Genomic DNA, 26274 nt, shown 5'->3' on the forward strand with positions numbered 1-26274 from the left:
GTTCTCTATACTGACGTGACATACTCTTACGCCGCACTGGCCATCCACGGAACCCAATATGATCGCAAGGCACGCAACCCTGACCCTGGCCTTGACCTTGCTAGGTGCAGCCGCATGGGCGTTGCCAGCCCACGCCGCGCCGCCCGAGGTATGTGTAGCGATTACCGTGCACGAAGGAGATCCAATACCCGCCGACGCCTGCGCTGTCAATATCGTACCGCGGGGCGTGGACGTGCCGGGCATCACTTTTGGCGGTACGCCCGAATGGACGCCGCTGGACCCGCAGGCCATGCCGGGCGTGTTCTACGACAGCACATCGATCGTGCCGGTATCAGAACGGCCGACCATCATGGGCGTAACGGTGGCATGGTTTTATGCCCAACCCCGCGTATCGGAAACCACAGGCCAACAGTATGGTTCAGTGAGCCAGCCGGTCACGGTGAATTGCAGCGCCAATACCTACACCGTCAGCGAAACCCAGCACTACGCTGGCGACAACGCGACCGGCGCTTTGGTTGAGTCGATCCCCGTGGCGGGCATCCGGAATGCGCCCGTGGCGCGTGATCCGGTCCAGCGCAAGTTGCACGCGATGGTCTGCGCCGTGCCAAGCAAGAGCGTGCGCAACAAGCGCGCACCCTAGCCGCGCCAATAGCGATACAGCGCCCGGGCCGCCGCATCCAGCAGAAAGCCCAGCACGCCTATCATCAGCACCATCGCCATCAATTCTGAATAGGCCAGCCGGTCACGCGTATCCAGAATGAAATACCCCATTCCGGCCGACACGCCCAGCATTTCGCACGGCACCAGCACAATCCACAGAATGCCGATGGCCAGGCGCACGCCCGTCAGAATATGCCCCAGCACCCCGGGCAGGATTACGTGACGCAGCGTTTCCCAACGCGTAGCCGCGACGCTTTGCGCCAGTTGCAGCCAGCGCGTATCCAACTGCTGCACACCCGCCGCGGTGTTCAGCACAATGGGCCAGACGGCCGCAAAGGTCAGCAGGAAATAAACCGGATCGTCCCCTACCCCGAACACCATTACGGCAATCGGCATCCATGACAGCGGCGAGATCATGCGCAGAAACTGCATCGCGGGCGACACCGTTGCCTCCAGTCGCCGCCAACTGCCAATCGCCAGCCCCAGGGGCACCCCAATGGCCAAGGCGAAACCCAGGCCCACCGCAATGCGCCGCAGACTGACCAGGATGTGCATCGGCAGATCGGACCCGGTCAGCAATTGCCCCAGGCTGACAAAGGTGGCGCCGGGTGAAAAGCGCCGCGCCATGCCGCCGGCCTGAGACAGGACGTCCGTGCCCAGCCACCACAGCCCCAGCAGCACGGCCAGCCCTGCCAGGCCCAGCGCGCAGCGCCTGCCCAGGCTCAAGCCGCTCGGCCTTTGATGCTCCGAGCTTCGTGCGGCGGGACTGGCCCGCTGCGCAGCAGGCGCGGAGACAAGTGAGTCGCGTGCTGTCACGCCTGCACCAATTCGGTCCGGCTGTACGCATCCGGAAAGCCAAATCGGTTCAAACCGCCTACGGATTCGATAGCGCGTTTGACATACCGGTCATCAACCAGCTCGCGCGCGGCGCGTGCCGGGTCCAAATCCGCCAAAAAGCCGCGGTCTGCTTCGATCAGCGTATCGCGCAAGCGGCGCACCAGTTCCTCGGTGTAGCTGGGAAACGGATACGGTTGAAAATCGATGCGGCGTTCGTCCCAATCCGCATGGCGGATCGCGCCGCTGGCCAGATATTGTTCGCGGTCGGATGGCGGCGGCGCCAGCACCTTGGTCAGCGCAGGCAAGCCGTGCGGCGTATAGCGGTTGATGCCTTCCTTGGACAACAGCTGCGCGGTCTCGGCCCGGTTTTCCCGTATCCACAATTGGGCCTGCACAATGGCGCTCACCACCTTTTGCGACCATTCGGGCCGCTGTTCCAGATCCCGCTCGTGCATGAACACCACGCAGCACGCGTGGTTGCGCCACACGTCGCCGGTAAAGCGCAGCACCTTGCCCACGCCCAGCGTCTCCGCCACGGCATTGAACGGCTCGGCCACGATATAACCCGCGATGCGGTTCTGCGCCAGCGCAGGCGGCATGTCCGAAGGCGCCATGACGATCAGGTTGACCTCGTCAGCCCCCACCGAACCGTCCTTGCGCGAAACGGATTTCAGGCCGTTTTCGCGCAGCAGATATTGCAGCATGACGTTGTGTATTGAGTACCAGAACGGAATGGCGACCGTCTTGCCGCCCAATTCCTTCACGCTGTTGATAGCGGGCGCCACAGTGAGTCCGGAACCGCCCACGTGATTCCAGGCCACGACCTTGGCCGGCACCTGGCTGCCAAAACGCGCCCACACTGTCATCGGCGATAGCAGGTGCACTACGTTGACCTGGCCCGAGATAAAGGCCTCGATGACCTGCGCCCAGCTACGCAGCAGTGTGGGTTTTTCGGCCTTGACGCCCGCCTTGTCGAACAGCCCATTGTTATGCGCCACCAGCAGCGGCGCGGCATCGGTAATGGGCAGGTAGCCGATGCGCACAGGCGCATCCGGTTCACTCTGCGCACGAGCGTTGAACGCCGACAATAACGTGCTTGCGCCGCCTGCCGTCAGCAGGGCCGAGAGTTTCAACCAGTCGCGACGCGACATGTGTTCAAGGCACATCAAAGAGCTCCTAGCGTAAGAATCCAGATTCAGGTTCAGGCGTTCAAGACAACAACGAGTGCCTGCACGTCATAACAGAGCGGGTTCACCCTGCGTAGCCCTGAGCGCGGCGCGCAGCCGGGTCAGAATTTCCAATCGCAGCGCGGCCATTTCCGGCAGAAGGTCGGCGCGAGGCTGCGGCAAATCCACCTGCCACACGCCCAGGATGCGACCAGGGGCCGAGCCCAGCAACACGATGCGGTCGGCCAGCACCAGCGCCTCGTCGATGTCGTGCGTGATCAGGACGGCAGCGGTCTGGAAGTCAGCCACCACGCGGCGCAGCAAACCCTGCATATCGGTGCGCGTGACCTCGTCCAACGCGCCAAAGGGTTCGTCCAGCAGCAGCACCGACGGTTGACGCGCCAGACATCGGGCCAGCGCCGTCCGTTGCGCCATGCCGCCCGATAACTGCGCGGGGCGCAGTTGCCGCGCATGCGACAAATCCACCTCGGCAATGGCCTGGTCGATACGCGCGCGGCGCTCACCTTCGGTCAGCACGGGCTGATGCTTGAAGTCCAGCCCGAACGCCACATTGCGTTCCAGCGTCAGCCAGGGCAGCAAGCTCGGGTCCTGGAATGCCACGGCTACACGCGGATGCACGCCAGTCAGCGGCGCGCCTTCCATCAGCAACGATCCGGCGCTGGCAGGTTGCAAGCCCGCCAGCACGCGCAGCAAGCTGGACTTGCCCGCGCCGCTTGCACCCAGCACGGCCACTACTTCGCCGCGCTCAAGACTCAGGTCCACATCCTGGAACACCGGGGCCGGCGCGCCGGGATAACGCAGCGTCAGCCCGTGCGCCTGCAAAACCGGCTGCGTGGCGCCTGTCATGCAGCAGCCTCGGCTGCCAGCCGGGCTTCGCGCTTGGCCAATTCAGTTTTCAATTGCACCAGGCTGGGCGTGACGATGGGCAGGAATGCGGCCTCGCGCCAGCGCCGCGCAAACCCTGCGCCTGCGGGCTTCAGGTAGGCCGCGCCGCCGCTGGCTTGCAACTCCAGTTGCACGGCCTGATTGGCGGCCTCCGCCAGCGCAATTCGAATCTCAAACAGGGCCCAGGGTTCAACCACGAACCGGTCGCTGCGCACGCCGGCGATCAGGCTGGCATTCAGCTCATCCACCTGAGTGCGCAAGGCTTCCAGCGGCTTGGCAAGAATCCCGCGCGAGGCCTGGCCCTTTCCCGCCTCGTTCGCAGCGCGCAAGGCACGGCGCGCAAGCCCGATGGACAGGCCGCATTGCAGACCCGCAAACGCCGGGCGTGCGCGCGGCAGGTATTGCCGGGCATCCGAATGAATCAGCCACTCCGGACCGATACGAACTCCCTGTACCTCCAACGCCGCCGTATTGCTGCTTTGCAGCGCCAGCAAGGACAGATCCTGACTTCGAACCAGCCCCGCAATATCATGCGGCAGCGCAACCACGGCCGGCGTGCCGTCAGGCGCGGTGACTGCGGCCGCCACCAGAAACCCTTGCACCCGCAGATTGGTCACCCAGGGCATGCGGCCATCCAACACCCAGTGGCCGCCCTCTTCCCGCGCGCCGATCTGTAGCGACTCGATGCCGCTCAAGAATTTCATCGCATTGGACAGCGCGGTGGCGCCCGCCTGTTCGCCTGCCAAGAGCGGCGCAAGCCAGGCGGCGGTCAATGCGGTGTTCGGGCTGCGCAGCAGGTACTCGATGAAAACGCGCTGGCCCCACGCTACGAAGGCGCTGGCCACGGACTGCTCTGCCACCTGCGACACGGCCTCGATAGCGTCACCGATATCGGTGCCGGGCAGACCGCCCTGGGCCTCGGGCACGCCATATCGAAACAGATTTGCGGCGGCCAAACGCGGCAGCACCGTGGCCGCATCCAGGCTGCCTTCGTCCAGGGCGTCCGCGTGCTGTTCCAGCCAGACACTCAGATCAGGCGGCAACGCGACGCTTGCTGCGGGCGCCAGATCACGCGGCACGGCAGATGCGGATTGCGGCGCCATCACGAACCGCTCCACGCGTAGTCGCGCAGTTGTTCATTAAGCGGCGTCTGAGCCAGGTTGTTGCCGAAATTGCAGATGGTGGCCAGTCCCACGCCCACGATCACTTCCAGCGCATTGCCGTCGGTGTAGCCCGCGCCGCGCAAGTCTTGCAAGGCGTCGTCACTGACACGGCCGCGCGTTTGGATAACCGCTTCAGTGAAGGCGGCCAGCGCCTGCAAGCGTTCGTCGGGCAGTACACCCTGCGCCCGCAGCGCTTCGACGACTTCAGGTGACAACTTGGCTTTGTGGCGAGCCAGCGCCGTATGGCCGGCCACGCAAAACGTGCAACCATGACGTGTGCCCGCCACCAGTTGCACGACTTCGCGTTCCTGCAAAGTCAGCCCGGCGCGAGCATTGATCTGCGACAGCGTTTGATAGGCTTCCAACGCAATCGGCGCATTGGCCAGCACGCCCAGAAGATTGGACAGGTATCCGGCGCCTTTCTCGGCGGCAGCAAGTGCCGCGCGGGTGGGTTCCGGAGCGCTTTGCGCGGTATGGACGGGCAAACGGGCCATGTGGGTCTCCTGGTGAGCTAACGTTCAAGACCTTATTGTGCGTGCGCCGGACCTCAAGCGACAATGCACGTAGATCGCAACTTGATGCTAGATCTTATCGACTTTCAGCTATGCGCTTATAACCGTCCCACCCATTCGCCAGGCCGATCATCTTGCCGTTTCATGCCGCACATACCGACCAAGCCGCCGTCGACGCCTTGCTGCTATCCAGTCTGGAGGTGCAATCCAGCTTGTATCACCTGGGTCAGTACTGCGGCAACTGGTCGGCCAGCACCAGCGGGCGCGCCCGCGCCAGCTTTCACCTGATCTTGCATGGCTGCTGCCGCGTTGAATTGAGCGAGGGCCACGACGCGCTTACGCTGGCAGCGGGTGACGGCATCTTCTTTTTGCGCGACATTCCCCATGCGTTGACGCCGTTAGATTCGCCAACTGCAGGAGCCGCCCTGTGCAAGGCCATGGAACCGCTGCTGCCCCGGCAGCCGGACAGCACGGGCCTGGCCTGCGGATTCTTTCAATTCAGACCCGGGCTGGCGGACCTGCTAGCCGACACCCTGCCCGATTATCTGGTGCTGCGCGCCGACGACGAACGCTTTCGCACCGCTCGCGGCGTCTTCGAATTGATTCTTGGGGAGACAGCAAGAGAACCTGGCGCGTCGCCGGTCGTGCTGGAAAAGCTGACGGACCTGCTGATTTTTTTCATGCTGCGCCATCTGGCTATTCATGACCGACAAGCGTATGGATTGTTTGTGCTGGCGCGCGACCCCGCCATGGCCGGTTTGCTCCAGGCCATCCTGGCCGAACCTGCTGCGGCGTGGAGCATGCAGGACATGGCCGACCGCCTGCACATGTCCAAGGCCACGTTTCACCGGCGATTCACGCTGCAAAGTGGCACAACGCCCGCACAGTTGCTGCAACTGCTGCGTATGCGCATGGCAAGGCGTTACCTAAGCCAAGGCAGCAGTATTCAGGACGCGGCCGAACGTGTCGGGTATCAATCCCAAGCTGCGTTCAGCCGCGTATTTCAACGCACAGAAGGAGTGGCGCCATCCGCTTGGCGCAAGCGCCACTCATCAACGGCCAAGGTCTGACGCGTTAAGCCACACCCAGCAGCAGATCGGCCAGCAGGCCGGGATGCGTGATGTGCGCTTCGTGCGGCGCGGCGATGTCCACCCACTTCCAGCCCTGTTGCGACTTCACCAGCTTGCGCGATTCTTCCAACACCGCCAATTCCGGCTGCGTGCAATGGATATAGGTGCGCGGACGGCCGTTGCCGATCGGATTCTTGAGTGTCAGCGGCGACGTATAGCTGGCCAGTGGATGCGCCGTCAACCGGCGTGTCACCCATTCGTAATCCGCACTACCGGGGGTGAAGCCCCAGGCGGCGGGAAGCGGAGCGGGAATCGGCACAGCCAGACCGCCGGTGGCCTTGGAGGCTGCGGCAATACGCGCATCGGCATCCGCTTTCGGATACACGGAAAACGCATTCTGGCCGCTTTCCAGCACGATCGAATCGAAATACACGAGATGCGCGATGCGCTCCGGAATACGATCCGCGACACCCGTGATCGGGATGCCGCCAAAGCTGTGGCCCACCAGAATCACATCGTTCAACTCTTGCGTTTGAATGACCTGCACCAGGTCTTCAACGAAAGTGTCGATGGTGATGTTCTTGTTCAGCAAGTGGGCACGGTCGCCCATGCCGGTGTAGCTGGGCGCGTAGACGCGATGGCCGGCCGCTTGCAGGCGGTCAGCCACCGGCCGCCAGCACCAGCCGCCATGCCACGAACCATGAGCCAACACATAGGTCTTGGCCTTCTTGGATGGCGCGGCCGCCAGGGCCGAAGCCCCCGCAGCCAGAGCGGGCAAGCCCGCGGCCAGTTTCAACAGGTTTCTGCGGTGAATCATCGACATGCTGCTTATACCTGTGCCAGAGCCTGATCCAGATCGGCGATCAGATCGTCGATGTGTTCAATACCAATAGACAGGCGCACGGTTTCTTCGCGCACGCCAGCCTTTTGCAGTTCTTCCGGATTCAGTTGGCGGTGCGTGGTGGATGCCGGGTGCGTCGCCAGCGACTTGGAGTCGCCGATGTTGACCAGGCGCGTGAACAATTGCAGTGCGTCCTGGAAGCGCGCGCCAGCGTCGCGGCCGCCCTTCACGCCGAACGTGAACAGGCCCGGAACCTTGCCGCGCAGGTACTTCTGCGCCAAGGCGTGGTCCGGGTGATCCGGCAGGCCCGCGTAGTTGACCCACTCAACCTTGGGATGCTCGCTCAGGAACTTGACGATCTTGACGGTATTTTCAACGATGCGGTCCACGCGCAACGCCAGCGTCTCGATGCCTTGCAGAATCTGGAACGAGTTGAACGGCGAAATCGCGGCGCCAGTATTGCGCAGCGGCACCACGCGGGCGCGGCCAATATACGCAGCCGGACCGAAGGCTTCGGTGTAGACCACGCCGTGGTAGCTGACGTCCGGCTCGTTCAGGCGCTTGAAGCGGGCCTTGTGTTCGGCCCACGGGAACTTGCCAGAATCGATAATCGCGCCGCCCAGGCTGGTGCCGTGGCCGCCCAAATACTTGGTCAGCGACTGCACGACGATGTCGGCGCCGTGTTCGATAGGACGCAGCAGATACGGCGACGGCACGGTGTTGTCGACAATCAGCGGCAGGCCGTGGCGGTGGGCCACTTCGGCCAGCGCGGCGATGTCAGTGATGTTGCCCAACGGGTTGCCGACCGATTCCGCGAAGATGGCCTTGGTGCGGTCATCGATCTGTGCTTCAAAGGCAGCCAGATCGCTGGGGTTGGCAAAGCGCGTGGTGATGCCGTATTGCGGCAATGTGTGCGCAAACAGGTTGTAGGTGCCGCCGTATAGCGTGCTGGACGAGATGATGTTGTCGCCGGCTTCAGCGATTGTCAGGATCGCGTAGGTCACGGCCGACTGGCCCGAGGCCAGCGCCAGCGCGGCGATGCCGCCTTCCAGGGCTGCCACGCGCTGTTCCAGCACGTCGGTCGTCGGGTTCATGATGCGGGTGTAGATATTGCCCGGCACCTTGAGGTCGAACAGATCGGCGCCGTGCTGCGTATCGTCAAACGCATAGGCAACGGTCTGGTAGATAGGCACGGCCACGGCGCGGGTCGTGGGATCGGGGCGGTAGCCGCCATGCACGGCCACGGTTTCCAGGCGCCAGTTGGGCTTCTTCGGTTCAGTCATGTGTCTCTCCGGGAGATGCGTTATTGATGATTCAGATCAGGCTGCAAGCGCGCGCGATGCGCGCAGGATGCGTTCGATGTCTTCATGGTTGTTATAGGCGCCGACAGACAAGCGCACGTAACCATACTCCACTACGCTGGCTACGACACCTTCACGTGTCAGATGGTCCAGAGCGGCAGCGGGATCACTGACTCGTAATGCGGTCGTCGTGCTGCGCAGTTCGGGGTCGGCGGGCGACACCACGTGCACGCCTTGTGCGCGCAGACCCTCGCTAAGCGCCTGCGATAGTTCCAATACCCACGGCTCGATCCGCTCGGGCTGCGCCCATTCGATCAAGTCCAGCGCGCCAGCAAGGCCGGCAATGCCGGGGTAGTTCAGGTTGCCTGTTTCAAGGCGGCGCGCATCGGTGGCGTCAGACACGCCCACTTGCCATTGCGCCCCGGCCTTGTCCAGCGTGGTCACGCCCGACGGGCCGATGTAGATCGGGTCCAGCGCGTCCAATAATTTGGCAGAAACATGCAGAAAACCCACGCCCAAGGGGCCCAGCAGACCTTTGTGCCCGCCGCAGGCAAAGGCATCCACCTGCCATGCATCCACCTGCGCTCGCAACAGGCCGGCTCCCTGGATGCCATCGACGATCAGCCAGATGCCGCGTTCCGCGCAACGGCGGCCCAGCTCGGCGATGTCTGTACGCAGGCCGGTGCCGTACTGCACCCAGGACACCGCGATCAATCGGGTGCGCGCATCAACCTGCTGCCACAGGTCATCCACCGTGTAGCGATGCGATTGCGCTTTCGCCACGCGCACCTCAACGCCGCGGCGGCGCAAGTTCAACCAGGGCAAGGCATTGGTGGGATGCTCCTGATCGTCCACGATCAGGTTGTCGCCGTCCTGCCATGCCAGGCCATGCGCCACGGTGTTTAAGCCTTCGGTCGTGTTCTTCGTAAAGGCCACGCGGCGGGCGTTGCCGCCGATCAGGCGCGCAACCCGCACCCTCAGCGCGTCGGCATCGCGCAGCCATTGCGGCTTGTCGCTGCGGGCGTACGTAATGCTGTCGAAGAAACCCGCCACCGCCCCCGCCACCTTGGGCGATAGCGGGCTGGTATAGGCAATGTTTGCGTAGGCCTTGTCTTGCGTGATGGGAAACAACTGCCTGAATTCGTCCTGCCAGCTCATGCGCAACCTTGTTCGTTAGACCACTTTGGTATGACGGAATTCTAGGTATATGACGTGAGTTTGGATAAGGCTTAGTTCTTATATTGATATGACTATATAGTCGCTCGAAAATCCGCCGCTCGCCCCTAGAATTCATGCCTTTATTGCATACAACTAATACGGGAACGGCATGCGTGTGACTCATCTACTCAAGGCTGCGGGCGTGGCAGCAGCGCTGGCGATTGCTGGCGCATCCCACGCAGGAACGGTGGACACCATCAAGAAGCGCGGCGAACTGGTGTGCGGCGTCAGCCAAGGCTCGGCGGGCCTGTCGATTGCCGACAAGCAAGGCCGCTGGACCGGACTGGACGCGGACCTGTGCCGCGCGCTGGCCGCCGCCGTGCTGGGTGACCCTGAGAAGACCCGCTTCGTTCCGCTGAGTTCGCAACAGCGCTTTCCCGCCTTGCAGTCCGGCGAGATCGACGTGCTGAACCGCAACACCACCATCACGTCCGGCCGCGACGCTGGCCTGGGCATCGTGTCGGCTGGCATCGTGTTCTATGACGGCCAGGGTTTCCTGGTGCCGCGCAAGCTCGGTGTGAAGAGCGCCACCGAACTGGACGGCGCGCAGGTCTGCGTGCAGCCGGGCACGGTCAATGAGCAGAACCTGGTCGACTACTTCAAGAAGAACAAGCTGACCTACCGTCCGGTCGTGATCGAAAACCTGGTGGAACTGGAACAAGCGTTCTATGCCGGCCGTTGCGACGTCTATCTGTCCGATGCGTCCACGCTCGCCGCCAGCCGCGCCGCCCGCGCCAGCAAGCCGGATGACTTTGTGATTCTGCCTGAGCGCATCAACAAGTCGCCGCTGGGCCCGTTCGTGCGTCAGGACGACCCCAACTGGACGGCCATTGTGCGCTGGACCGTGAATGCGCTGGTCTCTGCCGAAGAGCTGGGCATCACATCGAAGAACGCGGACAGTCAGGCGCAAAGCACCGACGCGCAAGTGCGCCGCCTGCTGGGTGTGGACCCGGGCATAGGCAAGAGCTTCGGCCTGGATGAAAGCTGGGCCAAGAATGCCATCAAGGCCGTTGGCAATTACGGCGAAGTGTGGGATCGCAATCTGGGCGCCGCGACCCCGTTGAAACTGGATCGTGGTCTGAACGCGCAGTGGAACAAGGGCGGTCTGTTGTATTCGCCCCCGTTCCAATGATTCTGATTGCTTGAGCATGGCGGGCGGGCCTATCGGCCCGCCTTTCTTATTTGCATCAGCCCTTAGCACCCGCCTCTACACGCGGACCCGCCGGTCCGGCCCACCATGATTGCTACGACGATCCCCTTTCCCACCCCCGGTCTGTTGCGCCGCTGGCTGCCCACGCTAGCGTGGACGCTGGCGCTGGGCGGCATGGCCGCCATCCTGCTGCTGCACATCGAAGCCGTGCAGACCGCGCGCGGCATCCAGGGCGGATTCGGCTTTTTGTTCCAGCCGGCAGGCTTCCGCATTTCAGAAAGCCTGCTTACCGTCACCCCCGACGATCCGTATTGGATGTCGATGGCGGCGGGTCTGGTCAATACGCTGACGGTGGCTTTCGTAGCAATCCCTCTTGCGACCGCGCTGGGCGTGGGTCTGGGCTTGATGCGGCTCTCGTCGCATCCTGTGGCCTCGCGCTTCGCGGCGTTCATCATCGCGCCTTTGCGCAACACGCCCGTGCTGCTGCAATTGTTTGTCTGGTATGGATTGCTGCTGCGTCTGCCAGACCTGCGCCAAGCCTGGTCGCCGCTGCCGTCTGTGCTGCTATCGAATCGCGGACTGGCTCTGCCCGCCCTGCATGGCTGGCTGCCTTACGCCGCCGTGGCGCTGGCGGCATTAACGCTGGGCTGGCGCGCCCGGGCGCGTTTTGGCCGCCCCGCCCTATACACCGCGCTCGCTGCCGCATTGCTGGCCTGGGCGCTGCTGCCCGCCATACAGATCGACCTGCCCGTCAAACGCGGCTTAGGGTTGCAAGGCGGCTGGCAACCCAGCATTGAATTCGCGGCGCTGACGATCGGACTGGTGATCTTCCACGCCGCCTACATTGCAGACATTGTGCGTGCCGCCGTGCGCGCCGTGCCCGTGGGCTTGGTAGAAGCGGGCCAGGCAATGGGCCTGACGCCCTTTGGCGTATTGCGCCTGGTCATAGCGCCCTACGCCACTCGCGTTGCGCTGCCGCCCTATGCCAACCAGTGCCTGGCGCTGGTCAAGAACAGCACGCTGGCCATTGCCATCGGCTATCAGGAATTGATGGCCGTCATCAACACCGCCATCACCCAGACCGGGCTCGCCTTGGAAGGCATCACGCTGGCAGTAGCCGTGTACCTGACGCTGGCCCTGGCGCTGGGCGGCGGCTTGTCGGCGTGGAACGCCCGCAATACCCGGCACGGCCCCGGCGACACGCACGGCGCGCGCTTGGGCGATCGCCCCTTATGGAATGCAACGGGCAGCGACGTCAGCCCATGGCGCGGCCGGATGCTATCGGCCATCTTGACCGTGCTTCTCGCGGTCATTGCCTGGGGCCTGCTGGACTGGGCCGTATTGCGTGCCGTGTGGCAAGGAGACCCAGCTGCCTGCACGAATGCTGCGGGCGCCTGCTGGGCCGCCGTGGGAGAAAACCTGCCGCTGCTTTTCTTTGGCACCATGACCGAAGCTGATCGTGGGCCGGCCCTGATCGCGTGCGTAGCGTTGCTGGCGGGCATAACGCTGACACTCGGCGCGCGGCGCGTCCCGGCAAAAATTCGCGCTGCACTATTGATCGCCTTGCTGGGAACGGTGGTTATTGCCCTGTCCGGCTGGCCTTGGGGCGGCAGCATCATCGGGCCGCAACGCTGGGGCGGACTGCTGGTGACACTGATACTGGCCATCGCGGCCCTTGCCGCCGCCGTGCCCCTGGCCTTTGCGCTGGCCCTGCTGCGCCGGTCCGGCAGCCGCGCCGGTTCCTTGGCAGCGGCAGGCCTGATTGAAGCCGTGCGCGGAGTGCCGCTAGTGACGCAGCTGCTGTTTGCGTCCTTCGTGCTGCCCATGCTGCTGGGCGGCGGCGTGTCTAAATTCAGCATGGCGCTGGCGGCTCTAAGCCTGCACACCGCGTGTCTGCTGGCCGAAGTGCTGCGCGGCGCGCTACAGGCCATACCGCCCGGCCAGATGATGGCTGCCCGGGCGTTGGGCATGCGCCCGGTGACTGCCTATGCGTCAGTGATCTGGCCGCAGGCCCGCCGCATCGCAGCCCCGGCCGCACTAGGCGTCTTCGTGGGCGCGGTCAAAGACACATCGCTGGTCAGCATCATTGGGGTCTTTGACGTGTTGGGCGCCGCCAAGGCGGTAGTGGCCGGCACCGACTGGCGGCCCTATCACGTCGAAGTCTATCTGGCCGTGGCGTTGCTGTACTTTGCTGCGAGCCTCGCACTGACACGAGTTGCGCGGCGGATGGAGACGCGCGGCGGCTAGAACGCGTAGCGCACGTTCAACATGGCATTGCGCGGCGCGCCGTAATAGCCCGTGTTGAACGTCGTGTCCAATGAGTTCAAGTATTTTTTATCAAAGAGGTTGTTGACGTTGAGTGTGGCGGAAACCTGCCGGCTGAAATCGTAGCGCGCCATCAGATTGACGACCGCATAAGCGTCCTGGCGGGCAGTCACTGTCTTTTTCAGTTGCCACGGCGTGACCGAATAATGCATGGCGCTCTGCCAGTTCACCCCGCCGCCCACCGTCAGGCGGTTCCAGGCGTCCGGCAGCCGGTAAGTCGTCCAAAGCTTGGCGATATGTTCAGGCATTACGGTCTTGATGCGCGCGCCCGTGCTGTCCTCTGTTCGGCTATAGGTGTAGGACGCCGCCACATTCCAACCCGGCAACACTTCGCCGATCAGCTCCATATCGACGCCATTGGTCCGGGCGCCTGGCACCGCCCGGTACGCCGCCACATTATCCGTGCCCGGCACGGTATAGCCGTCGTCGGCCACCGCCAGGTTGTTCTGACGCACCTGGAATATGGACAGGCTGCTGTTGAGCGCGCCGGCAAACCATTCGCTCTTCAGCCCCGCCTCATAGTTCACGCCATCCCGTGGCGCCAGCGCAGCGCCGGTGCGGTCGCGGTAGTACTGCGGTTTGTAGATGCTGGTGTAGCTCGCGTAGACGGAGTGCACGGCATCGATGTCATACACAATGCCCGCATAGGGCGTGATCACATTGTCTTTTTTGGCCAGCAGCGCCTGGTCGTAAATAGCGCTGGCCGGATCGGCAAACGCCTGCCGGTAGTCCCATTTGTAGCTGCTGATCCGCGCCCCGGCGATCAGCGACAACGCATCGGTCGGGCGCAAGCGTGTCGCTACGTATCCGCCGCTTTCTCGCGTATAGGTGTCGTTGTCGTAGTTCTTGACCAGATTCGGCGACACCGCCTGATTGCCCCACGTGTACAGATTGAAGGGATTGCGGGCAGCGTAGCCGCTGGTGTCGCGATACACGTCCGACAAAGTCTGCGATTCCGTGAACGACAAGCCCATGACGAAATCATGGCGGCGCCCCCACAAGGTGTACGGGCCTTCGATATGCAGGTCCAGACCATTCTGCACCTGCCGGCTATCGCCACCCTGGATCCACAGCGGCATGCCAAAACCCGTCTGTTCGTTCGCGAATCCCGAAGACACGCTGGCCATGACCGTCTGGAAATCCCGTTGGCTTTCCAGGCGATTGGCCGAAAATTTCACTGACCAGTCATTCGCCAATTTCTGGTCGACCGACATGAAGACATTCGTGGCGTCCACGTCGAAGAAGTTATTGCGGCTGGCCACGTTGGTGGACCGGTCCAGGTCCATTTGTTTGCCATTGCTGAAAAACAAAGGTACGCCCAGGCCGCCCATGCTGCCGCGCGGCTGGTTGCGCTGATGGTCCACGCCTGCTGTCAGCAGCGTACTGTCTGTCAGGTCGGCTTCCACAATGCCGTAGAACACCTGGCGCTTCTGCTGGTAGTAATCGATAAAGCTGCGATTCTGCTGATAAGCCGCCACAGCGCGGCCACGCACACTGCCCGAGGCGTTCAACGGCCCGCTAAGATCCGCCTCTGCGCGATAGAGGTCCCAGGACCCGGCTCCGGCCGTCACATGCCCCTGGAACTCTCGCGTGGGCCGTTTGCGGATCATGTTCAGCGTGCCCGAAGGCTCGCCCGCGCCGCTCATCAGCCCAGCCGCGCCGCGCAGCACTTCCACGCGGTCATAGATCGCCATGTCAGCCAGGCTGGGCGACACGTCCTGCGTGCCCACTTCGACAATCGTTGGCACGCCATCGATTTGGTAGCTGTCGATGGCATACCCGCGCGACAGCACATTGAACCGTTCGCTGCCCATGTTCTGCACTGATATTCCGGGCGTCTGCGCCAGCACGGCATTGATGCTGTTGAGCGACTGGTCGTCAATGCGCTGACGCGTGATGATGCTGATCGATTGTGGCGTTTCCCGCAGCGACAGGTTCAGGCGCGTGGCCGTGTTGGTTGCTGCGGTTGTGTAGGAATCGGTGCCCTCAGACGGCTGGGGGACGCCAGACCCGGTCACCGTGACGGCTTCCAGTTGCACCGGCCCCGCCTGAGCGGCGTTGCGCTGCAAGGTGTAGCGCCGCTCCGCAGTACGCACGGCCGACAACCCGGTGCCAGACAAAATCTGCCCGAACGCGGCGTCCACCGACGCCGTGCCGTTCAACCCGGGGCTGCGCAGGTCCCGCGTAAACGCGGGGTCGTAGGACAGAGCCAGACCCGCCTGCTCTGCATATTGGTTCAGCACCGACTCCAGTGGCCCTGCCGCAATAGCGTATGCCGTCACGGCAGCGGGTGCGCCTTGCGCCTGCGTCTGCCACGGCGTTGCCGCCAAAGCCAGATGAATCACGGCAAGTTTGCAGCCCTGCCACCGTCGCGTATTGCTCATGTTCCCTACCCCTACGTTGTGTGTACCCGTGCATGACGGGCGAACACGCGATAAGGGCAGTTCCTGTTACACATTCATTTCGGCGGCACTCGGCGCTCGATCCGCACCACGCCAGGGATGCCTTGTTTCACCTCGATCGGCAGACTGTCCGCCAAGGACGCCAGCGCGTCGTCGCCCGTCAGGGGGAACACCCCTGAAATGCGCAGGTCGGCCAAGGCTGCCTCGTCAAACCACAGCATCTCTCGGCGGTAGCGGGCCAGCTCGTCGAGCACGAGCGGCAAAGGCATATCGCGCACGTTCAAGCGTTGACGGCTCCATGCTTCGGCCGCCGCAGGATCGATGGCCGGGCCAGGCACGGCCGCTACCCGGGTCAGATAGGCCGACCCGCCCGCACGCACGTCCCGGCACTGCGCGGCGAGTTCGTCACGCGGACAAACAGCCACCTCGGATTCAGTCACGTTCACGCGGGTGCCGTCTTGCATCAGTCTGACGGTATAGCGCGTGCCCTTGGCCGACGCCGTGCCGTCTCGCGTGGCCACCACAAAGGGCCGGCTCGCACCATCCTTGGCCACCACGACCAGGATTTCCCCCTGGCGCAGAGTGACGCGGCGTTCGGTGTCGGAATAATGGACGTCGATGGCGCTGTCGGTGTTCAGCACTATCCGGCTGTCGTCGTCCAGAACCACCACCCGCTGCTGGCCCACGCGCGTGGCGTAGTCCGCCAACAGCCAGGCTGGCGGCGCAACACGCCACGCCGCCCACAACAGCGGCATCAATACCAGCGCCGCCCAGATCGCCTTGAATACTGGACTGCGGCGCCTGCTCAACGGCCCTGCCGCCTTCACGCCTGCGGCAACGGCACGGTTGACCAGCGTGCGCGCCTGGCCACCGGTAAGGCCCCCGGCCGGCTCGGCAAGCTCGCCCCAAAGGCTTTGCAGGTGTTTCCACGCCTGCTCGTGCTCCGGTGCAGCGTCGCGCCAGCGGCGACAGGCTTCGATGTCGGCGGCTACGGTGGCGCCGGACGACATCAGGCTCAACCAATGCGCGGCGCGTTCAAGTACCGCGCGGTTGGGCATTGCACCGGCCGAGGCCGCCTGCTTGTTCATGCCGTGCGCTCCCCGGCAGATTCCGTCAGCACGTCATGGCACACCAGCAGCGCCCGAGCAATATATTGTTTGATAGCGCTGTCCGACACGCGTAGCACCGCAGCGATCTCCGGATGCGTCATCCCGTCGAAAGTACTCATCAAAAACGCCTGCCCCGCCTTGGCGGGCAAACGCTCGATGACCTCGGCCAGATGCCGCACAGTCTGCACGGCCGCTGCCACGGACTCCGCCGAAGGCGCGGTCCCGCCGCCGTGCTGCGCCGCGTAAATCTCCACGTAGGCCTGTTCGATCTCACGCCGCCGGCTGTCGTCGATGATCAGCCGGGTTGCGGTAGTAGTCAGTAAGGCGCGAGGCTCCAGAATCTGATCCAATCCGCCGCGCCGCAACAGCCGCAGAAACGTCTCTTGCGCGATGTCTTCGGCGTTGAAGCGGCAACGCAACTTGCGTTGTAGCCACGTCCGCAGCCAAGGGTGCTGGGCGGCATAGAGACGTTGGAAAAAACTGAAGTGCTCGGAGGACGGCATGGCCCGGGCGCGGCGTAAGCACGCATCAATTGATATTGAGAAACATTATTATTATAAACACCAGGTTTCCCATATCGCCAATGCACCCGCCGCTCGCCTTCCTCAGCTCACGGTGAGTTAAACGCCCTTGCCGCCCGGACCAAGGGATTGAAGGCCTTAACGGCCTTAACGGCCTTGGCGTCCACGGTGCCGACTTTGTGGATATCGATGGCGCGCCGCGTGTTGCCGTCATGACTGCGCCCCTCGCTTGTCAATCCGAGATGGGTACCTGCATTCAACCTGCTCTTGAGTCCAGCGGCGTCCTGGCCAGAAAGCGTTCAAAGGCCTCCAGGTACGCCACTTCCACCGTACTCAGTTTGCGTTGCTTGTGCCAGGTCAGGAACACATCGATCTCGGCAACTGACTCGGCAGGCGGCAAGCGCCGCAACTCACCGTTCGCGACATCCTGACGTATCAGGTGTTCCGGCAGGAAACTCAGGCCGATGCCCGCCACCACCATCCGCCGGACTTCTTCGATGTTGGGCGAGGTGCCCACGATCCTTCCGGTGAACCCCTGCTGGTCCCGAAAGATGGTCAACGGGGACAGCGTGTCGCCTATCTGGTCACTGGCGAAGCAGACAAAGTTCTGGTCCATCAGGTCTTCGATGCTGACGCGCTGCTTCAAAAACAGCGGATGGTGGCGTCCGCAGACCACCGCGTAGTGGTGGCGCAGAAACAGCCGGCGCTCTAGCGCTGCAACGGATTTGCGGCACAGGCAGATGCCCAGCGCAGGAACCCGTTTGGACAAAGCGTCCAGAATGGCGGCGCTTGGCAGCACGTCGATATGGAATTCGATCTTGGGATAACGCCGATGAAACTGCGCCAGAAAATCGTCGTAGGGCGGGCTTTGCACCTTGCTCATCACCATCAGCCGCAGGGTGCCCGCGATCTCGGCCTTGTCCTGAATGGCGGCGTTTTCGATGCGCGCCATCGTGCCGTACATGTCGCGCGCAATGGCGTAGATCTCGTCGCCCAAGCCAGTCAGCCTGAACTCGCCATTGCGCCGGTGCAGCACCATGCCGCCCACCGACTCCTCCAAGCGTTTCAAGGCCTGACTGACGGCGGGTTGGCTCAGATGCAGCGCTTGCGCGGCCCGGCCCACGCCGCGTTCCTGCACCACGAACATGAACGTGCGCAGCAGGTTCCAATCCATGCGCTCGGGGGCAAGCGTCAGTGAAGTCGGCGTTCGGGCAGGCGGCTGGGGCATGGCGGGGCGGACGTGGTCCATACGGGATCGTTGCGGGGTCCAGATCAAGTCTGATTTGGACTCCGCCGCCACCGCCCTGCCCGAGAGGTCAGACGTTGGCCAGCCCCGTGAAAAAGCGAGATGCGTTGGATTCCAAACCTTCGATATAGTAGCCGCCCTCTTGGACGATCAAGGTTGGCGCGCGCAAGCCGGCTACCTCGCGGCCCAGACGTTCAAAGCCGTCCTCCGTGACGCTGACCATGGCTTGCGGGTCTTTTTCAAAGATGTCGAAGCCCAGCGACAACACGATGGCGTCCGGTTGGAACAGTTCAATGGCGCGGCGCGCCTGCGCCAACCGTTCAAAGAACACGGATTCGGGCGAACCATGGGGCATGGGCAGGTTGATGTTGTAGCCATAACCCTCGCCCACGCCGCGCTCGTCTTCAAAGCCCGCTACCACCGGGTAGAAGTTCTCAGGGTCTCCGTGGATAGACACGTAGAGCACGTCGCTGCGCTCATAGAAAATATCCTGGATACCCTGCCCGTGATGCATATCCGTATCCAGCACAGCCACGCGCGGAAATTTCGACGTCAGATGCTGCGCGGCAATTGCCGCATTGTTCAGATAACAGAACCCGCCCGCCGCGTCGCGGCGCGCGTGGTGGCCAGGCGGCCGGCAGATGGCATAGGCGTTGTGCTCGCCCGCCAATAGCGATTCGGCGCCAGCGATGGCGCACTGCGCGGACCAATATGCGGCCTGCCAAGTCTGCGGGCCCACTGGGCAACTGCCATCAGCCAGGTAGCGCCCGGCTTTGGCCAGCACGCCGCGCAGCGCGTTGGGCTCGCGCACGAACACGTTCGAGACGACTTCGCCGCCCCAATCGCCCGGCAGCTTCATCCAGTCTTCATGGGCGCTTTGCAGAAAACGCAGGTAGTCCAGCGTATGCACCGCCGACAGCGGGGCTGCGCCATGATCGGCAGGCGCCTGCACATCGAATCCCAGCTTGCGAGCGGCTTGCACCAGACCATCCAGGCGCGCCGGCACCTCTTGCGGCGTGCGCATCTTGCCCCGCGAAAAATAGGTCTGCGGATGATGCAGCTTCTGATCGTCGTGGAAAAAGGCCTTCATGCTTATTGATCCTTCGGTGGGAAGCGCGCAGCGCGCTGGTCAGCATTGATGTCTGTCTGCCAGCAGTTATAGCCCTGGCCCCGCCAAAAGAAAAATTCTTAATGCTTATCTTCCAGATTACTTCTACTTATGAGTGAAAACCCTTGAACTTAAAGGACATAAGACCGTTCGTAGTCATCCCTGCACTTGCCCACTCATGCGCTGCAACCACGCAGGACGCGGCGCGGCGTCCAGCCAGTTCTTCACAATCAAGCCCAGTTCGGTATCCCCCGATATCCGCAAGCGACGTTGAAAGAACAAGGTGTCTGCGTCTGTCTCGGCCCGCATCAACGCCAGGAAGTCCGACAATTTTGCGCCCAGTTCCAGCTCGGAAGGCGCGCTGTTCCACGCAGGCCGGAACGCGCCATCGCGCACCGCGAAGCTGCTGCGCAGCCCCAGGTCTTCGATCGTGATGGCGAAGCTGCGGCCGTCGAGTTCTGGCGGCGGCGACAACCACTTCAAGCGGCGCGCAACCTCCAGGCCAGCCACAAAGTGCAGGGACACAAACGGCGTGGGCAGACGCCGGCCCAGCTTTGCGAGCAACGCCGGCGGGTTCAGATTCAGGCTGACGCTCATGCCACGGCCTCAAGCAGTTCGATACCTGACTGGCCGTAGTAGTAGCCATTGCAACGGCCGATGCCAACGGGCGGCGCCACGGCTGCGGGCTTGCCGCCAACGCGCGCCACCGCAAGCGCGGCAATGGCTTCCAGCGTGCCAGCAGACTGCGGGCTGACGCGCAACACATCGGCCCCCAGCCGGGCCAGCTCCGGCGCCTGAGCCAGCAGATCCAGACAGGCGGCCGATTGCACCTGAATGCCATTGATGCCGAGAAACTCGCGGGATTCCCGGGTGCGCATGTCCAGACCATCTGGATGCTCGATGCAGCGAAAGCCGCAATCGTCCTTCTTCAACCGGAAGTGCCGGGCGGTAAAGCAACGCGCCGAAAACGCCAGCGCCATCCTGCCCCACACCATGACTTCTGCCTGCAAACCTGGCGGGCGTTCCGCCAGCAGGCGTCCCAGCGTCTTGCCGTCCATTTCCAGCGGCGCGACAAATCGCGTTGCGCCGCGGCTGGCCAGCCATTGCAGCGTGCCGCCGTGATAGGCATTGATGTGCGGGCCGGCCACAAAGGCGCGACCCCCAAGGTGACGGACGGCGCCCAGCTCACCGGCTTCCACCATGAAGTCGTCCTGAGCGCACAACTTTTTCAACGCGTGCGCCTCGGCGCCGGTTTCAATCAAGGTGCGTCCGGATAGCACCACGGTCTTGCCTGCGGCGCGCAGATCGCGGGCAAGATCCAGCCAATCGTCCGCGCGCAATTCATGCCGGCGGCTACAGACCGTCTCGCCCACGTAGATAATGTCGGCTGCGCTTTCCGCCAATTCGGCATAGAAATCAATGGTGTGTTGACGAGGCCAGTAATACAGCAGCGGGCCGACGGAAATCTGGAATGACTGCGGTTTCATTTCCATGGACGTTCGAATGCGCCTTGCGTGACTTGGGACCCTTCGGAATGGCGCGCCAGCAAGGCATTCCACTCGGGGCGGGGAGAAAACCGGGAGGCGTCCGCGTGCGCGCTGTCCAGCGCGGCGCGCAAGGTGGACACCACTTGCGTGACATAGGCCGGGCTGCGCTGGCGGCCTTCGATCTTGATGGCGGACACACCCATCGCCGCCAGTTGCGGCAACAGCCCGATGGCGTTCAGACTGGTGGGTTCTTCCAGGGCGTGGTCGGCCTGCCCATCGACCTCGAAGCGGCCTTTGCACAGCGTGGGATACGCCGCGGGCTCGCCGGGTTCGTAGCGGTCAATCAAAATGCCGGACAGGCGCGCATCCATGCGGCCGTTCTCTTCCACCCAACGCACCGCGTGGGCGGGCGAACAGACGCCCTTGTTGTTGGGAGAATCGCCCGTGGCGTACGACGACAACAGACAACGCCCTTCGGCCATGACGCACAGGCTGCCAAAGCCGAAGACTTCAACCTCTACGCTCACATTCGCACAGATGCGCGCGATCTCGGCCAGCGTCAGCACGCGCGGCAGCACCACGCGGCGAATGCCGAACTGCTCCTTCATCAGTTCGATGGCGTCGGCGTGGGTGGCTGACCCTTGCACCGACAGATGCAGACGCAGATCGGGATAGCGGTCGCTGGCGTAGGCCAAGAGGCCGGGGTCGGCCATGATCACGGCGTCGGCGCCCAGATCATGCGCGGCGTCCACCGCGGCGTGCCATTCCTCTGCCCTGCCCGCCTGCACAAACGTGTTGATCGCGAACAGCACCTGACGCTTGCGCCGGTGCGCCAGTTCCACGCCTGCGCGGATATCGCTTTCGGTGAAATTGAGCCCGGCGAAGTTGCGGGCGTTGGTGGCGTTCTTGAGGCCGAGGTAGACGGTATCAGCGCCCGCCTCGATCGCGGCTTTCAACGCGGCCAGACTGCCGGCCGGGGCCACGAGCTCCATGGGAGTGGTTCGAGTATCCATGCCGGCCAGTCTAGGGGCCGGCAGGTGTCTGAGCTTTGTCGCAGATCAAACGGGGTAGCGCATCTGCTGCAGAAGAAGCGGCCCTGCCACACAATCATGTTGTTGTGTGGCAGGGCCGCCCTTACCGTGATCAGAAATCCACGGTCGCCGACAGCAGCACCGAACGCGGAGCGCCGATGGTCAGGCCATTGGATGACGCGGAAGCCCAATAGGCCTTGTTGAAGACATTTTCCACCGTGGCGCGCAACGTGACCGGCGTATTGCCTGCGCGAAACGCATAACGCGCGCCCAGGTCGACGCGAGTCCAGCTGGGGATTTCCTGCCGGTTCGCGCCATCCAGATATTGCGAGGTAGTGCGTAGCGCTCGCGCCGACACCGTCAGGCCCGCCAGAAATGGGGTGTCCCATTCCACACCCACGTTCATGCTGTACCGCGGCGTGCCGGGCGCGACGTTGCCTTCGGTCAGCGCATTGCCTGTTTTGGTCAGCCGGCCGTCCAGATACATCACGCCTGCCAGCACGCGCAGATTGGTGACGGGTTCTCCGAACACATTGAACTCCAGACCCCGATTTCGCTGCAGGCCATCAACGGCATAAATACCGGTGGCCGGGTCCGTCAACCCGCTGGGACGGCGGATCTGGAACGCGCTCAACGTCGCCCCCACGTCGCCGTATTCAACCTTCACGCCCACTTCAACCTGCTCAGACTTTACCGGCGCAAACACCTCATTGGCGTTGACTGCGGTAAGCGGCGCAGTCGGCCCTTCGCTCAAGCCTTCGATGTAGTTGGCGTACACCGACACATGCTGCGACGGCTTGACCAACAGCGCAATTGCCGGCGTGACCTTGCGTTTGTCGTAGCGGCTGGTGCGATTGCCGTCTTCGTCATATTGGTCGGTGATGACGCGCTGCGACCGGCCGCCCACGGTCAGTTGCACCCGCTCGTCCCACGCGGACAACGTGTCCGCAAGCGCGATACTGGTCAAGCGCGATTCGCCGGACTTGGGAATGTCGGAGCTCAGGCCCGCCAACGATGGCGCGGACGTGTTGAGCGGGGAATAAATGTTGGACCGGACTGGCGCAAAGTCATAGATCAGATTGCCAAACGTCTTCTCGAACTGCGTGGCGCTCAACGACACCGCATGCGAAACCGCACCCGTTGAAAAGCGGGTCCGCGCGCCGATTTCGCCTGTTCGGACTTCTTCATCGCGCAGAAAATAGCTGGGACTGCCCGAGAAATTGCCCGCGGCGTCGCGCGCCGTGACATTCAGGCGCAAGAACTTGTAATCGCCCTGCCGTGCGCCGAACGCGCCGTAGACCATCGTGCGGTCGGTTATGTCGTGCTCGGCGCGCAATGCGATGTAGCTGTCGCGGGAATTGGCATACGTCCAGTCGGGCGCATATCCCCGGTCCACGCGGGCGGCGTCCGGCACCGGCACGCCCGCTGCGACACCCACACGTTCCTGCGGCGCGTCGACCTTACGGTCCTGATAGCCAATATCGGCAGACAACCGCGTGCGCTCGCCCCGGTAATCCATGCCCAACGTCATCAAGCCGCGATTCAGGTGCTGCGATCCCGCCCCCGTGTCGCCGCCCTTGTACGCGCCGTTGATACGGATGCCCAGTTCGCCTTTGTCTCCAAAGCGCTGGCCCAGGTCGACATGGGCTCCCGCTACGTCATGGGTGCCATAACTGGCCGTGACCTGCCGCGTGGGGGTGTCCCCTGCCCGCTTGGGCACGACATTGATCGCGCCGCCCACCCCGCCGGAGGGCGCCATGCCGTTAAGCAATGCGTTCGGGCCTTTCAGCACTTCGACCCGTTCCAGGCTTTCCACGGCCAGCGCATAGGTCGGCAACACGCTGTACAAGCCATTGAGCGCGATATCGCTGTTCAGGACGGGAAAGCCCCGAATGGAAAATTGGTCAAACCGGCTGGTCTTGGGATTGGTGTTCTGCACCGACGCGTCGTTGGACACCACGTCGGCCACACTTTGCGCTTGTTGCTGCTGCATCAGCGCGCTGGTGAAGGACGTGACGGAAAACGGAGTGTCCATGATGCTTTTTTCGCCCAGCATGCCTATGCTTGCGCCGCTGGCCACTTGATTGCCGGCAAACGCGGGCATCAGCCCGCCCGAATAGGCGGCAGTGACCGTCACGGCTTCCAGCTGTGCGACGGGTGCGGAGGATGAAGCGGACAGGGTGTATTCGTTGCTGCCCGCGCGCACTGCACTCAGGCCTGATCCCGCCAGCAACGCGGCAAAGCCGGCCGCCACCGTGTAGCTGCCGTTCAAGCCAGGCGACTGCATCCCCTGCACCATGGCCCCCGGAAACGACAGCCGCACGTCGGCCTGAGTGGCGAACTGCGCCAGCGCCGAGCCCAACTGGCCCGCCCCAATGCGATAGTCGCGCGCCACGGACTGAGCGGCGGGTTCTTGAGCCTGCGCCGCTGTGCCGACGGGCAGCAAAACCGAAAAGCAAAGCACCGCGGCCGCTCGGACCGGAGAAGAACTGGAATGGGACATGAAGACGTACCGCGAGATAGGAGTTTTCGGGGACCCGATACGGGTCGCAGCGCGGCCTGATCCCATCACGGTTTCAAGGCCTCTATCCAGTACACCGGGCGACGCTGAAAAAGATGCCATCGCGCCTGCCGTGCGACGCGTGCAAGCAGGCGCGGCGCCCGCCGCCCGGCTATGCGTCCCGCCCCTGGATCTCCACCCAATACCGCGTGCGCAAGGCAACGCGCACCGGCAAGGTACGCGCCAACAGCGCCAGGCTGGCATCCGTGTCCCGCAACGAAAACGACCCGTATACGCGTAGATCCGCCACGTCGCTGGCGCAGCGCATGATGCCCGGGCGGTAGCGCGCCAACGCTCGTGTCCATTCCGACAGGCGCAGGTTGTCGGCGGTCAGCACTCCCGCTTTCCACGCCGGCGCAAGTTCATGCAACGCGGTGTCCGGGCTAACGGTTGCAGCATCAAAGCGGGCCTGGCGGCCGGTGCGTATGATCTGACTGCTGCTTCCATCGTTCGGACGCACGGCCACCGCGCCTTCGTAGACATTGACCTGAGCTGCGCCCTCTTCCAGGCTGACGGTAAATTGCGTGCCTATGGCCTGTACCGTGCCCACCGGCGTCTGAATCAGGAATGGCCGGCCGGGCATGCTGGAATCCGCGGCGGTCGCGACGAATATCCGCCCGGCACGAAGTAACAGCAAGCGCTGCGTGTCGGTGTACCGAATATCGACCCGGGTGCCGGTATCCAACGTCAGCGCGCTGCCGTCCGCCAGCGTGGTCTGCCGAGTCTGCCCCACGCCGCTTTCTACGTCTGCCTGATTGGCGCGCCACGCCAGGTAGATAACGGGCGCCGCGGCTGTCAAACACAACAGCCGGGCGGCCAAGCGCCGCCGGTCCGGCTTGGCCAAGCCTTGCAGCGCCTGGACCCGCATCGGTTCCGGCACTTGTCCGAATGCGCCCAGCACGCGTTCAGCGCGAGCCCACGCCTGAGCATGTGCAGGGCTGCACGCGATCCAGCTGGACAAGGCCTGCAAGCTGGCCTCGTCTTGCGGCGCGTCGTGCAACCTGGCCATCCAGCCGGCAGCTTCAGCCAGCAGTTTGTCGGGGGCAGGCGCAGCGTTCATGAATCGATAGCGGTCAGGCAGGCCAGATACGCTTGCTGCATATGACGGTTGACGGTCCGCACCGACAGGCCGGTATCAGCGGCGATCTGGGCATAGGTCAGCCCGTCCAGCTGGGCCATCAGGAAGACGCTGCGCACGCGTTCAGGCATGGCGCCCAGCATGCGGTCGATGCAATAAAGCGCCTCTAGAATCAGTGCCCGTTTTTCAGGCGACGGAAGCGTTTCGACCGGCAGCGCAGCGACCGATTCGGCATAGGCTTGCTCTACGCTGCGGTGGCGCCAGAAATCGACGACCAGCCCTTTTGCCACGTGAGTCAGGAAGGCGCGCGGCTCCGGCATTTCCAGCGCACGATTGCTGGAATAGACGCGCAGAAACGTATCGTGTGCAAGATCCGCGGCATCCCAAGCGTTGCCCAGGCGTTTGCGCAACCAGCTGTAAAGCCACTTGTGATGGTCGGTATACAGCCCGGACAGAGCCAGATGACGAGGCGCGGTGGAATGGGACATGGGGAGCGCGGGCAGCGAGAACGTTGCCGTAAGTGATAATGAGTTCCGTTAATAATACTGGAAACCCGCCCTATTCCCCAGGAATTCCCGATGAT

23 protein-coding genes are annotated in these 26274 nt (G+C 63.4%); 4 read left to right on the forward strand and 19 right to left on the reverse strand.

Features of this window, described 5'->3' with window-relative positions:
* Window positions 1-58 precede the first annotated feature (58 nt).
* Window positions 59-640 (forward strand): surface-adhesin E family protein, encoded by a 582-nt coding sequence (locus tag RAS12_RS08575; protein WP_306947236.1) that lies wholly within the window; start codon window positions 59-61, stop codon window positions 638-640.
* Here RAS12_RS08575 and RAS12_RS08580 read toward each other — a convergent pair.
* From RAS12_RS08580 to RAS12_RS08600, 5 genes are all read right to left on the reverse strand, one after another.
* Entirely contained in the window at window positions 637-1476 is an 840-nt protein-coding gene (locus RAS12_RS08580) for an ABC transporter permease (protein ID WP_371321261.1), read from the reverse strand. The genes RAS12_RS08575 and RAS12_RS08580 overlap by 4 nt on opposite strands.
* Entirely contained in the window at window positions 1473-2663 is a 1191-nt protein-coding gene (locus tag RAS12_RS08585) for an ABC transporter substrate-binding protein (RefSeq protein ID WP_306947240.1), read from the reverse strand. Before RAS12_RS08585 ends, RAS12_RS08580 begins: the two co-directional genes overlap by 4 nt.
* A 69-nt stretch (window positions 2664-2732) precedes the next feature.
* A complete protein-coding gene (locus RAS12_RS08590) occupies window positions 2733-3530 on the reverse strand; it encodes an ABC transporter ATP-binding protein (protein WP_306947242.1) in 798 nt (265 codons plus the stop codon).
* Window positions 3527-4672, reverse strand: a complete 1146-nt coding sequence (locus RAS12_RS08595) for an acyl-CoA dehydrogenase family protein (protein ID WP_306947244.1) — start codon at window positions 4670-4672, stop codon at window positions 3527-3529. The genes RAS12_RS08590 and RAS12_RS08595 overlap by 4 nt, the downstream gene beginning before the upstream one ends.
* Window positions 4672-5226, reverse strand: a complete 555-nt coding sequence (locus tag RAS12_RS08600) for a carboxymuconolactone decarboxylase family protein (protein ID WP_306947245.1) — start codon at window positions 5224-5226, stop codon at window positions 4672-4674. The genes RAS12_RS08595 and RAS12_RS08600 overlap by 1 nt, the downstream gene beginning before the upstream one ends.
* Window positions 5227-5378: 152 nt before the next feature.
* Here RAS12_RS08600 and RAS12_RS08605 point away from each other — a divergent pair, with 152 nt between their 5' ends.
* The gene (locus tag RAS12_RS08605) at window positions 5379-6314 is read left to right on the forward strand and encodes an AraC family transcriptional regulator (protein WP_306947246.1); all 936 of its coding nucleotides are present in this window, start codon (window positions 5379-5381) and stop codon (window positions 6312-6314) included.
* A gap of 4 nt (window positions 6315-6318) precedes the next feature.
* On the opposite strand, the gene RAS12_RS08610 is transcribed toward RAS12_RS08605, so the two are convergent.
* The 3 genes from RAS12_RS08610 to RAS12_RS08620 are packed head-to-tail and all read right to left on the reverse strand — an operon-like array spanning window position 6319 to window position 9614.
* On the reverse strand, window positions 6319-7131 hold the full coding sequence (locus RAS12_RS08610) for an alpha/beta fold hydrolase (protein WP_306947247.1): 813 nt from the start codon (window positions 7129-7131) through the stop codon (window positions 6319-6321).
* Between the two features lie 11 nt (window positions 7132-7142).
* Window positions 7143-8438, reverse strand: a complete 1296-nt coding sequence (locus tag RAS12_RS08615) for an O-acetylhomoserine aminocarboxypropyltransferase/cysteine synthase family protein (RefSeq protein ID WP_306947249.1) — start codon at window positions 8436-8438, stop codon at window positions 7143-7145.
* A gap of 36 nt (window positions 8439-8474) precedes the next feature.
* On the reverse strand, window positions 8475-9614 hold the full coding sequence (locus RAS12_RS08620) for an aminotransferase class V-fold PLP-dependent enzyme (RefSeq protein WP_306947251.1): 1140 nt from the start codon (window positions 9612-9614) through the stop codon (window positions 8475-8477).
* A gap of 169 nt (window positions 9615-9783) precedes the next feature.
* Between RAS12_RS08620 and RAS12_RS08625 the strand changes: the two genes are divergently transcribed.
* Complete coding sequence (locus RAS12_RS08625; RefSeq protein ID WP_306947252.1) at window positions 9784-10806, forward strand: amino acid ABC transporter substrate-binding protein; 1023 nt, start codon at window positions 9784-9786, stop codon at window positions 10804-10806.
* Between the two features lie 105 nt (window positions 10807-10911).
* On the forward strand, window positions 10912-13071 hold the full coding sequence (locus RAS12_RS08630; protein WP_306947255.1) for an ABC transporter permease subunit: 2160 nt from the start codon (window positions 10912-10914) through the stop codon (window positions 13069-13071).
* Here RAS12_RS08630 and RAS12_RS08635 read toward each other — a convergent pair.
* The 11 genes from RAS12_RS08635 to RAS12_RS08685 form a co-directional block, all read right to left on the reverse strand.
* Window positions 13068-15533: a TonB-dependent siderophore receptor gene (locus RAS12_RS08635; RefSeq protein ID WP_306947257.1), complete on the reverse strand. Its 2466-nt coding sequence runs from the start codon at window positions 15531-15533 to the stop codon at window positions 13068-13070. The genes RAS12_RS08630 and RAS12_RS08635 overlap by 4 nt on opposite strands.
* Window positions 15534-15607: 74 nt before the next feature.
* Window positions 15608-16639 carry a FecR family protein gene (locus RAS12_RS08640; protein WP_306947259.1) on the reverse strand — a complete coding sequence of 344 codons (1032 nt, stop codon included), beginning with the start codon at window positions 16637-16639 and terminating at the stop codon, window positions 15608-15610.
* Complete coding sequence (locus RAS12_RS08645; protein ID WP_306947261.1) at window positions 16636-17163, reverse strand: sigma-70 family RNA polymerase sigma factor; 528 nt, start codon at window positions 17161-17163, stop codon at window positions 16636-16638. Before RAS12_RS08645 ends, RAS12_RS08640 begins: the two co-directional genes overlap by 4 nt.
* Window positions 17164-17437: 274 nt before the next feature.
* The gene (locus RAS12_RS08650; protein ID WP_371321297.1) at window positions 17438-18409 is read right to left on the reverse strand and encodes a LysR family transcriptional regulator; all 972 of its coding nucleotides are present in this window, start codon (window positions 18407-18409) and stop codon (window positions 17438-17440) included.
* A gap of 88 nt (window positions 18410-18497) precedes the next feature.
* Window positions 18498-19517 (reverse strand): histone deacetylase family protein, encoded by a 1020-nt coding sequence (locus tag RAS12_RS08655; RefSeq protein ID WP_306947263.1) that lies wholly within the window; start codon window positions 19515-19517, stop codon window positions 18498-18500.
* A gap of 174 nt (window positions 19518-19691) precedes the next feature.
* Entirely contained in the window at window positions 19692-20132 is a 441-nt protein-coding gene (gene ubiT, locus RAS12_RS08660) for a ubiquinone anaerobic biosynthesis accessory factor UbiT (protein WP_306947265.1), read from the reverse strand.
* A complete protein-coding gene (locus tag RAS12_RS08665) occupies window positions 20129-21022 on the reverse strand; it encodes a U32 family peptidase (protein ID WP_306951367.1) in 894 nt (297 codons plus the stop codon). The genes ubiT and RAS12_RS08665 overlap by 4 nt, the downstream gene beginning before the upstream one ends.
* Window positions 21019-22035 carry a ubiquinone anaerobic biosynthesis protein UbiU gene (ubiU, locus tag RAS12_RS08670; protein WP_306947266.1) on the reverse strand — a complete coding sequence of 339 codons (1017 nt, stop codon included), beginning with the start codon at window positions 22033-22035 and terminating at the stop codon, window positions 21019-21021. The genes RAS12_RS08665 and ubiU overlap by 4 nt, the downstream gene beginning before the upstream one ends.
* A gap of 130 nt (window positions 22036-22165) precedes the next feature.
* A complete protein-coding gene (locus tag RAS12_RS08675) occupies window positions 22166-24556 on the reverse strand; it encodes a TonB-dependent receptor (RefSeq protein ID WP_306947267.1) in 2391 nt (796 codons plus the stop codon).
* 169 nt (window positions 24557-24725) lie between these two features.
* Complete coding sequence (locus RAS12_RS08680) at window positions 24726-25673, reverse strand: FecR domain-containing protein (RefSeq protein ID WP_306947269.1); 948 nt, start codon at window positions 25671-25673, stop codon at window positions 24726-24728.
* Window positions 25670-26179: a sigma-70 family RNA polymerase sigma factor gene (locus RAS12_RS08685; protein ID WP_306947271.1), complete on the reverse strand. Its 510-nt coding sequence runs from the start codon at window positions 26177-26179 to the stop codon at window positions 25670-25672. Before RAS12_RS08685 ends, RAS12_RS08680 begins: the two co-directional genes overlap by 4 nt.
* Window positions 26180-26274: the final 95 nt, after the last annotated feature.

It is taken from the genome of Achromobacter seleniivolatilans (genome assembly GCF_030864005.1).
Classification (GTDB): domain Bacteria; phylum Pseudomonadota; class Gammaproteobacteria; order Burkholderiales; family Burkholderiaceae_B; genus Achromobacter; species Achromobacter seleniivolatilans.

Excerpts from the sequence above, each read along its gene's own strand:
- RAS12_RS08575 (WP_306947236.1), top strand. The coding sequence starts at position 59 with ATGATCGCAAGGCACGCAACCCTGACCCTGGCCTTGACCTTGCTAGGT.
- RAS12_RS08585 (WP_306947240.1), bottom strand. The coding sequence starts at position 2,663 with ATGTGCCTTGAACACATGTCGCGTCGCGACTGGTTGAAACTCTCGGCC.
- RAS12_RS08590 (WP_306947242.1), bottom strand. The coding sequence starts at position 3,530 with ATGACAGGCGCCACGCAGCCGGTTTTGCAGGCGCACGGGCTGACGCTG.
- RAS12_RS08595 (WP_306947244.1), bottom strand. The coding sequence starts at position 4,672 with ATGGCGCCGCAATCCGCATCTGCCGTGCCGCGTGATCTGGCGCCCGCA.
- RAS12_RS08600 (WP_306947245.1), bottom strand. The coding sequence starts at position 5,226 with ATGGCCCGTTTGCCCGTCCATACCGCGCAAAGCGCTCCGGAACCCACC.
- RAS12_RS08610 (WP_306947247.1), bottom strand. The coding sequence starts at position 7,131 with ATGATTCACCGCAGAAACCTGTTGAAACTGGCCGCGGGCTTGCCCGCT.
- RAS12_RS08615 (WP_306947249.1), bottom strand. The coding sequence starts at position 8,438 with ATGACTGAACCGAAGAAGCCCAACTGGCGCCTGGAAACCGTGGCCGTG.
- RAS12_RS08620 (WP_306947251.1), bottom strand. The coding sequence starts at position 9,614 with ATGAGCTGGCAGGACGAATTCAGGCAGTTGTTTCCCATCACGCAAGAC.
- RAS12_RS08625 (WP_306947252.1), top strand. The coding sequence starts at position 9,784 with ATGCGTGTGACTCATCTACTCAAGGCTGCGGGCGTGGCAGCAGCGCTG.
- RAS12_RS08630 (WP_306947255.1), top strand. The coding sequence starts at position 10,912 with ATGATTGCTACGACGATCCCCTTTCCCACCCCCGGTCTGTTGCGCCGC.
- RAS12_RS08635 (WP_306947257.1), bottom strand. The coding sequence starts at position 15,533 with ATGAGCAATACGCGACGGTGGCAGGGCTGCAAACTTGCCGTGATTCAT.
- RAS12_RS08640 (WP_306947259.1), bottom strand. The coding sequence starts at position 16,639 with ATGAACAAGCAGGCGGCCTCGGCCGGTGCAATGCCCAACCGCGCGGTA.
- RAS12_RS08645 (WP_306947261.1), bottom strand. The coding sequence starts at position 17,163 with ATGCCGTCCTCCGAGCACTTCAGTTTTTTCCAACGTCTCTATGCCGCC.
- RAS12_RS08650 (WP_371321297.1), bottom strand. The coding sequence starts at position 18,409 with ATGCCCCAGCCGCCTGCCCGAACGCCGACTTCACTGACGCTTGCCCCC.
- RAS12_RS08655 (WP_306947263.1), bottom strand. The coding sequence starts at position 19,517 with ATGAAGGCCTTTTTCCACGACGATCAGAAGCTGCATCATCCGCAGACC.
- ubiT (WP_306947265.1), bottom strand. The coding sequence starts at position 20,132 with ATGAGCGTCAGCCTGAATCTGAACCCGCCGGCGTTGCTCGCAAAGCTG.
- RAS12_RS08665 (WP_306951367.1), bottom strand. The coding sequence starts at position 21,022 with ATGAAACCGCAGTCATTCCAGATTTCCGTCGGCCCGCTGCTGTATTAC.
- ubiU (WP_306947266.1), bottom strand. The coding sequence starts at position 22,035 with ATGGATACTCGAACCACTCCCATGGAGCTCGTGGCCCCGGCCGGCAGT.
- RAS12_RS08675 (WP_306947267.1), bottom strand. The coding sequence starts at position 24,556 with ATGTCCCATTCCAGTTCTTCTCCGGTCCGAGCGGCCGCGGTGCTTTGC.
- RAS12_RS08680 (WP_306947269.1), bottom strand. The coding sequence starts at position 25,673 with ATGAACGCTGCGCCTGCCCCCGACAAACTGCTGGCTGAAGCTGCCGGC.
- RAS12_RS08685 (WP_306947271.1), bottom strand. The coding sequence starts at position 26,179 with ATGTCCCATTCCACCGCGCCTCGTCATCTGGCTCTGTCCGGGCTGTAT.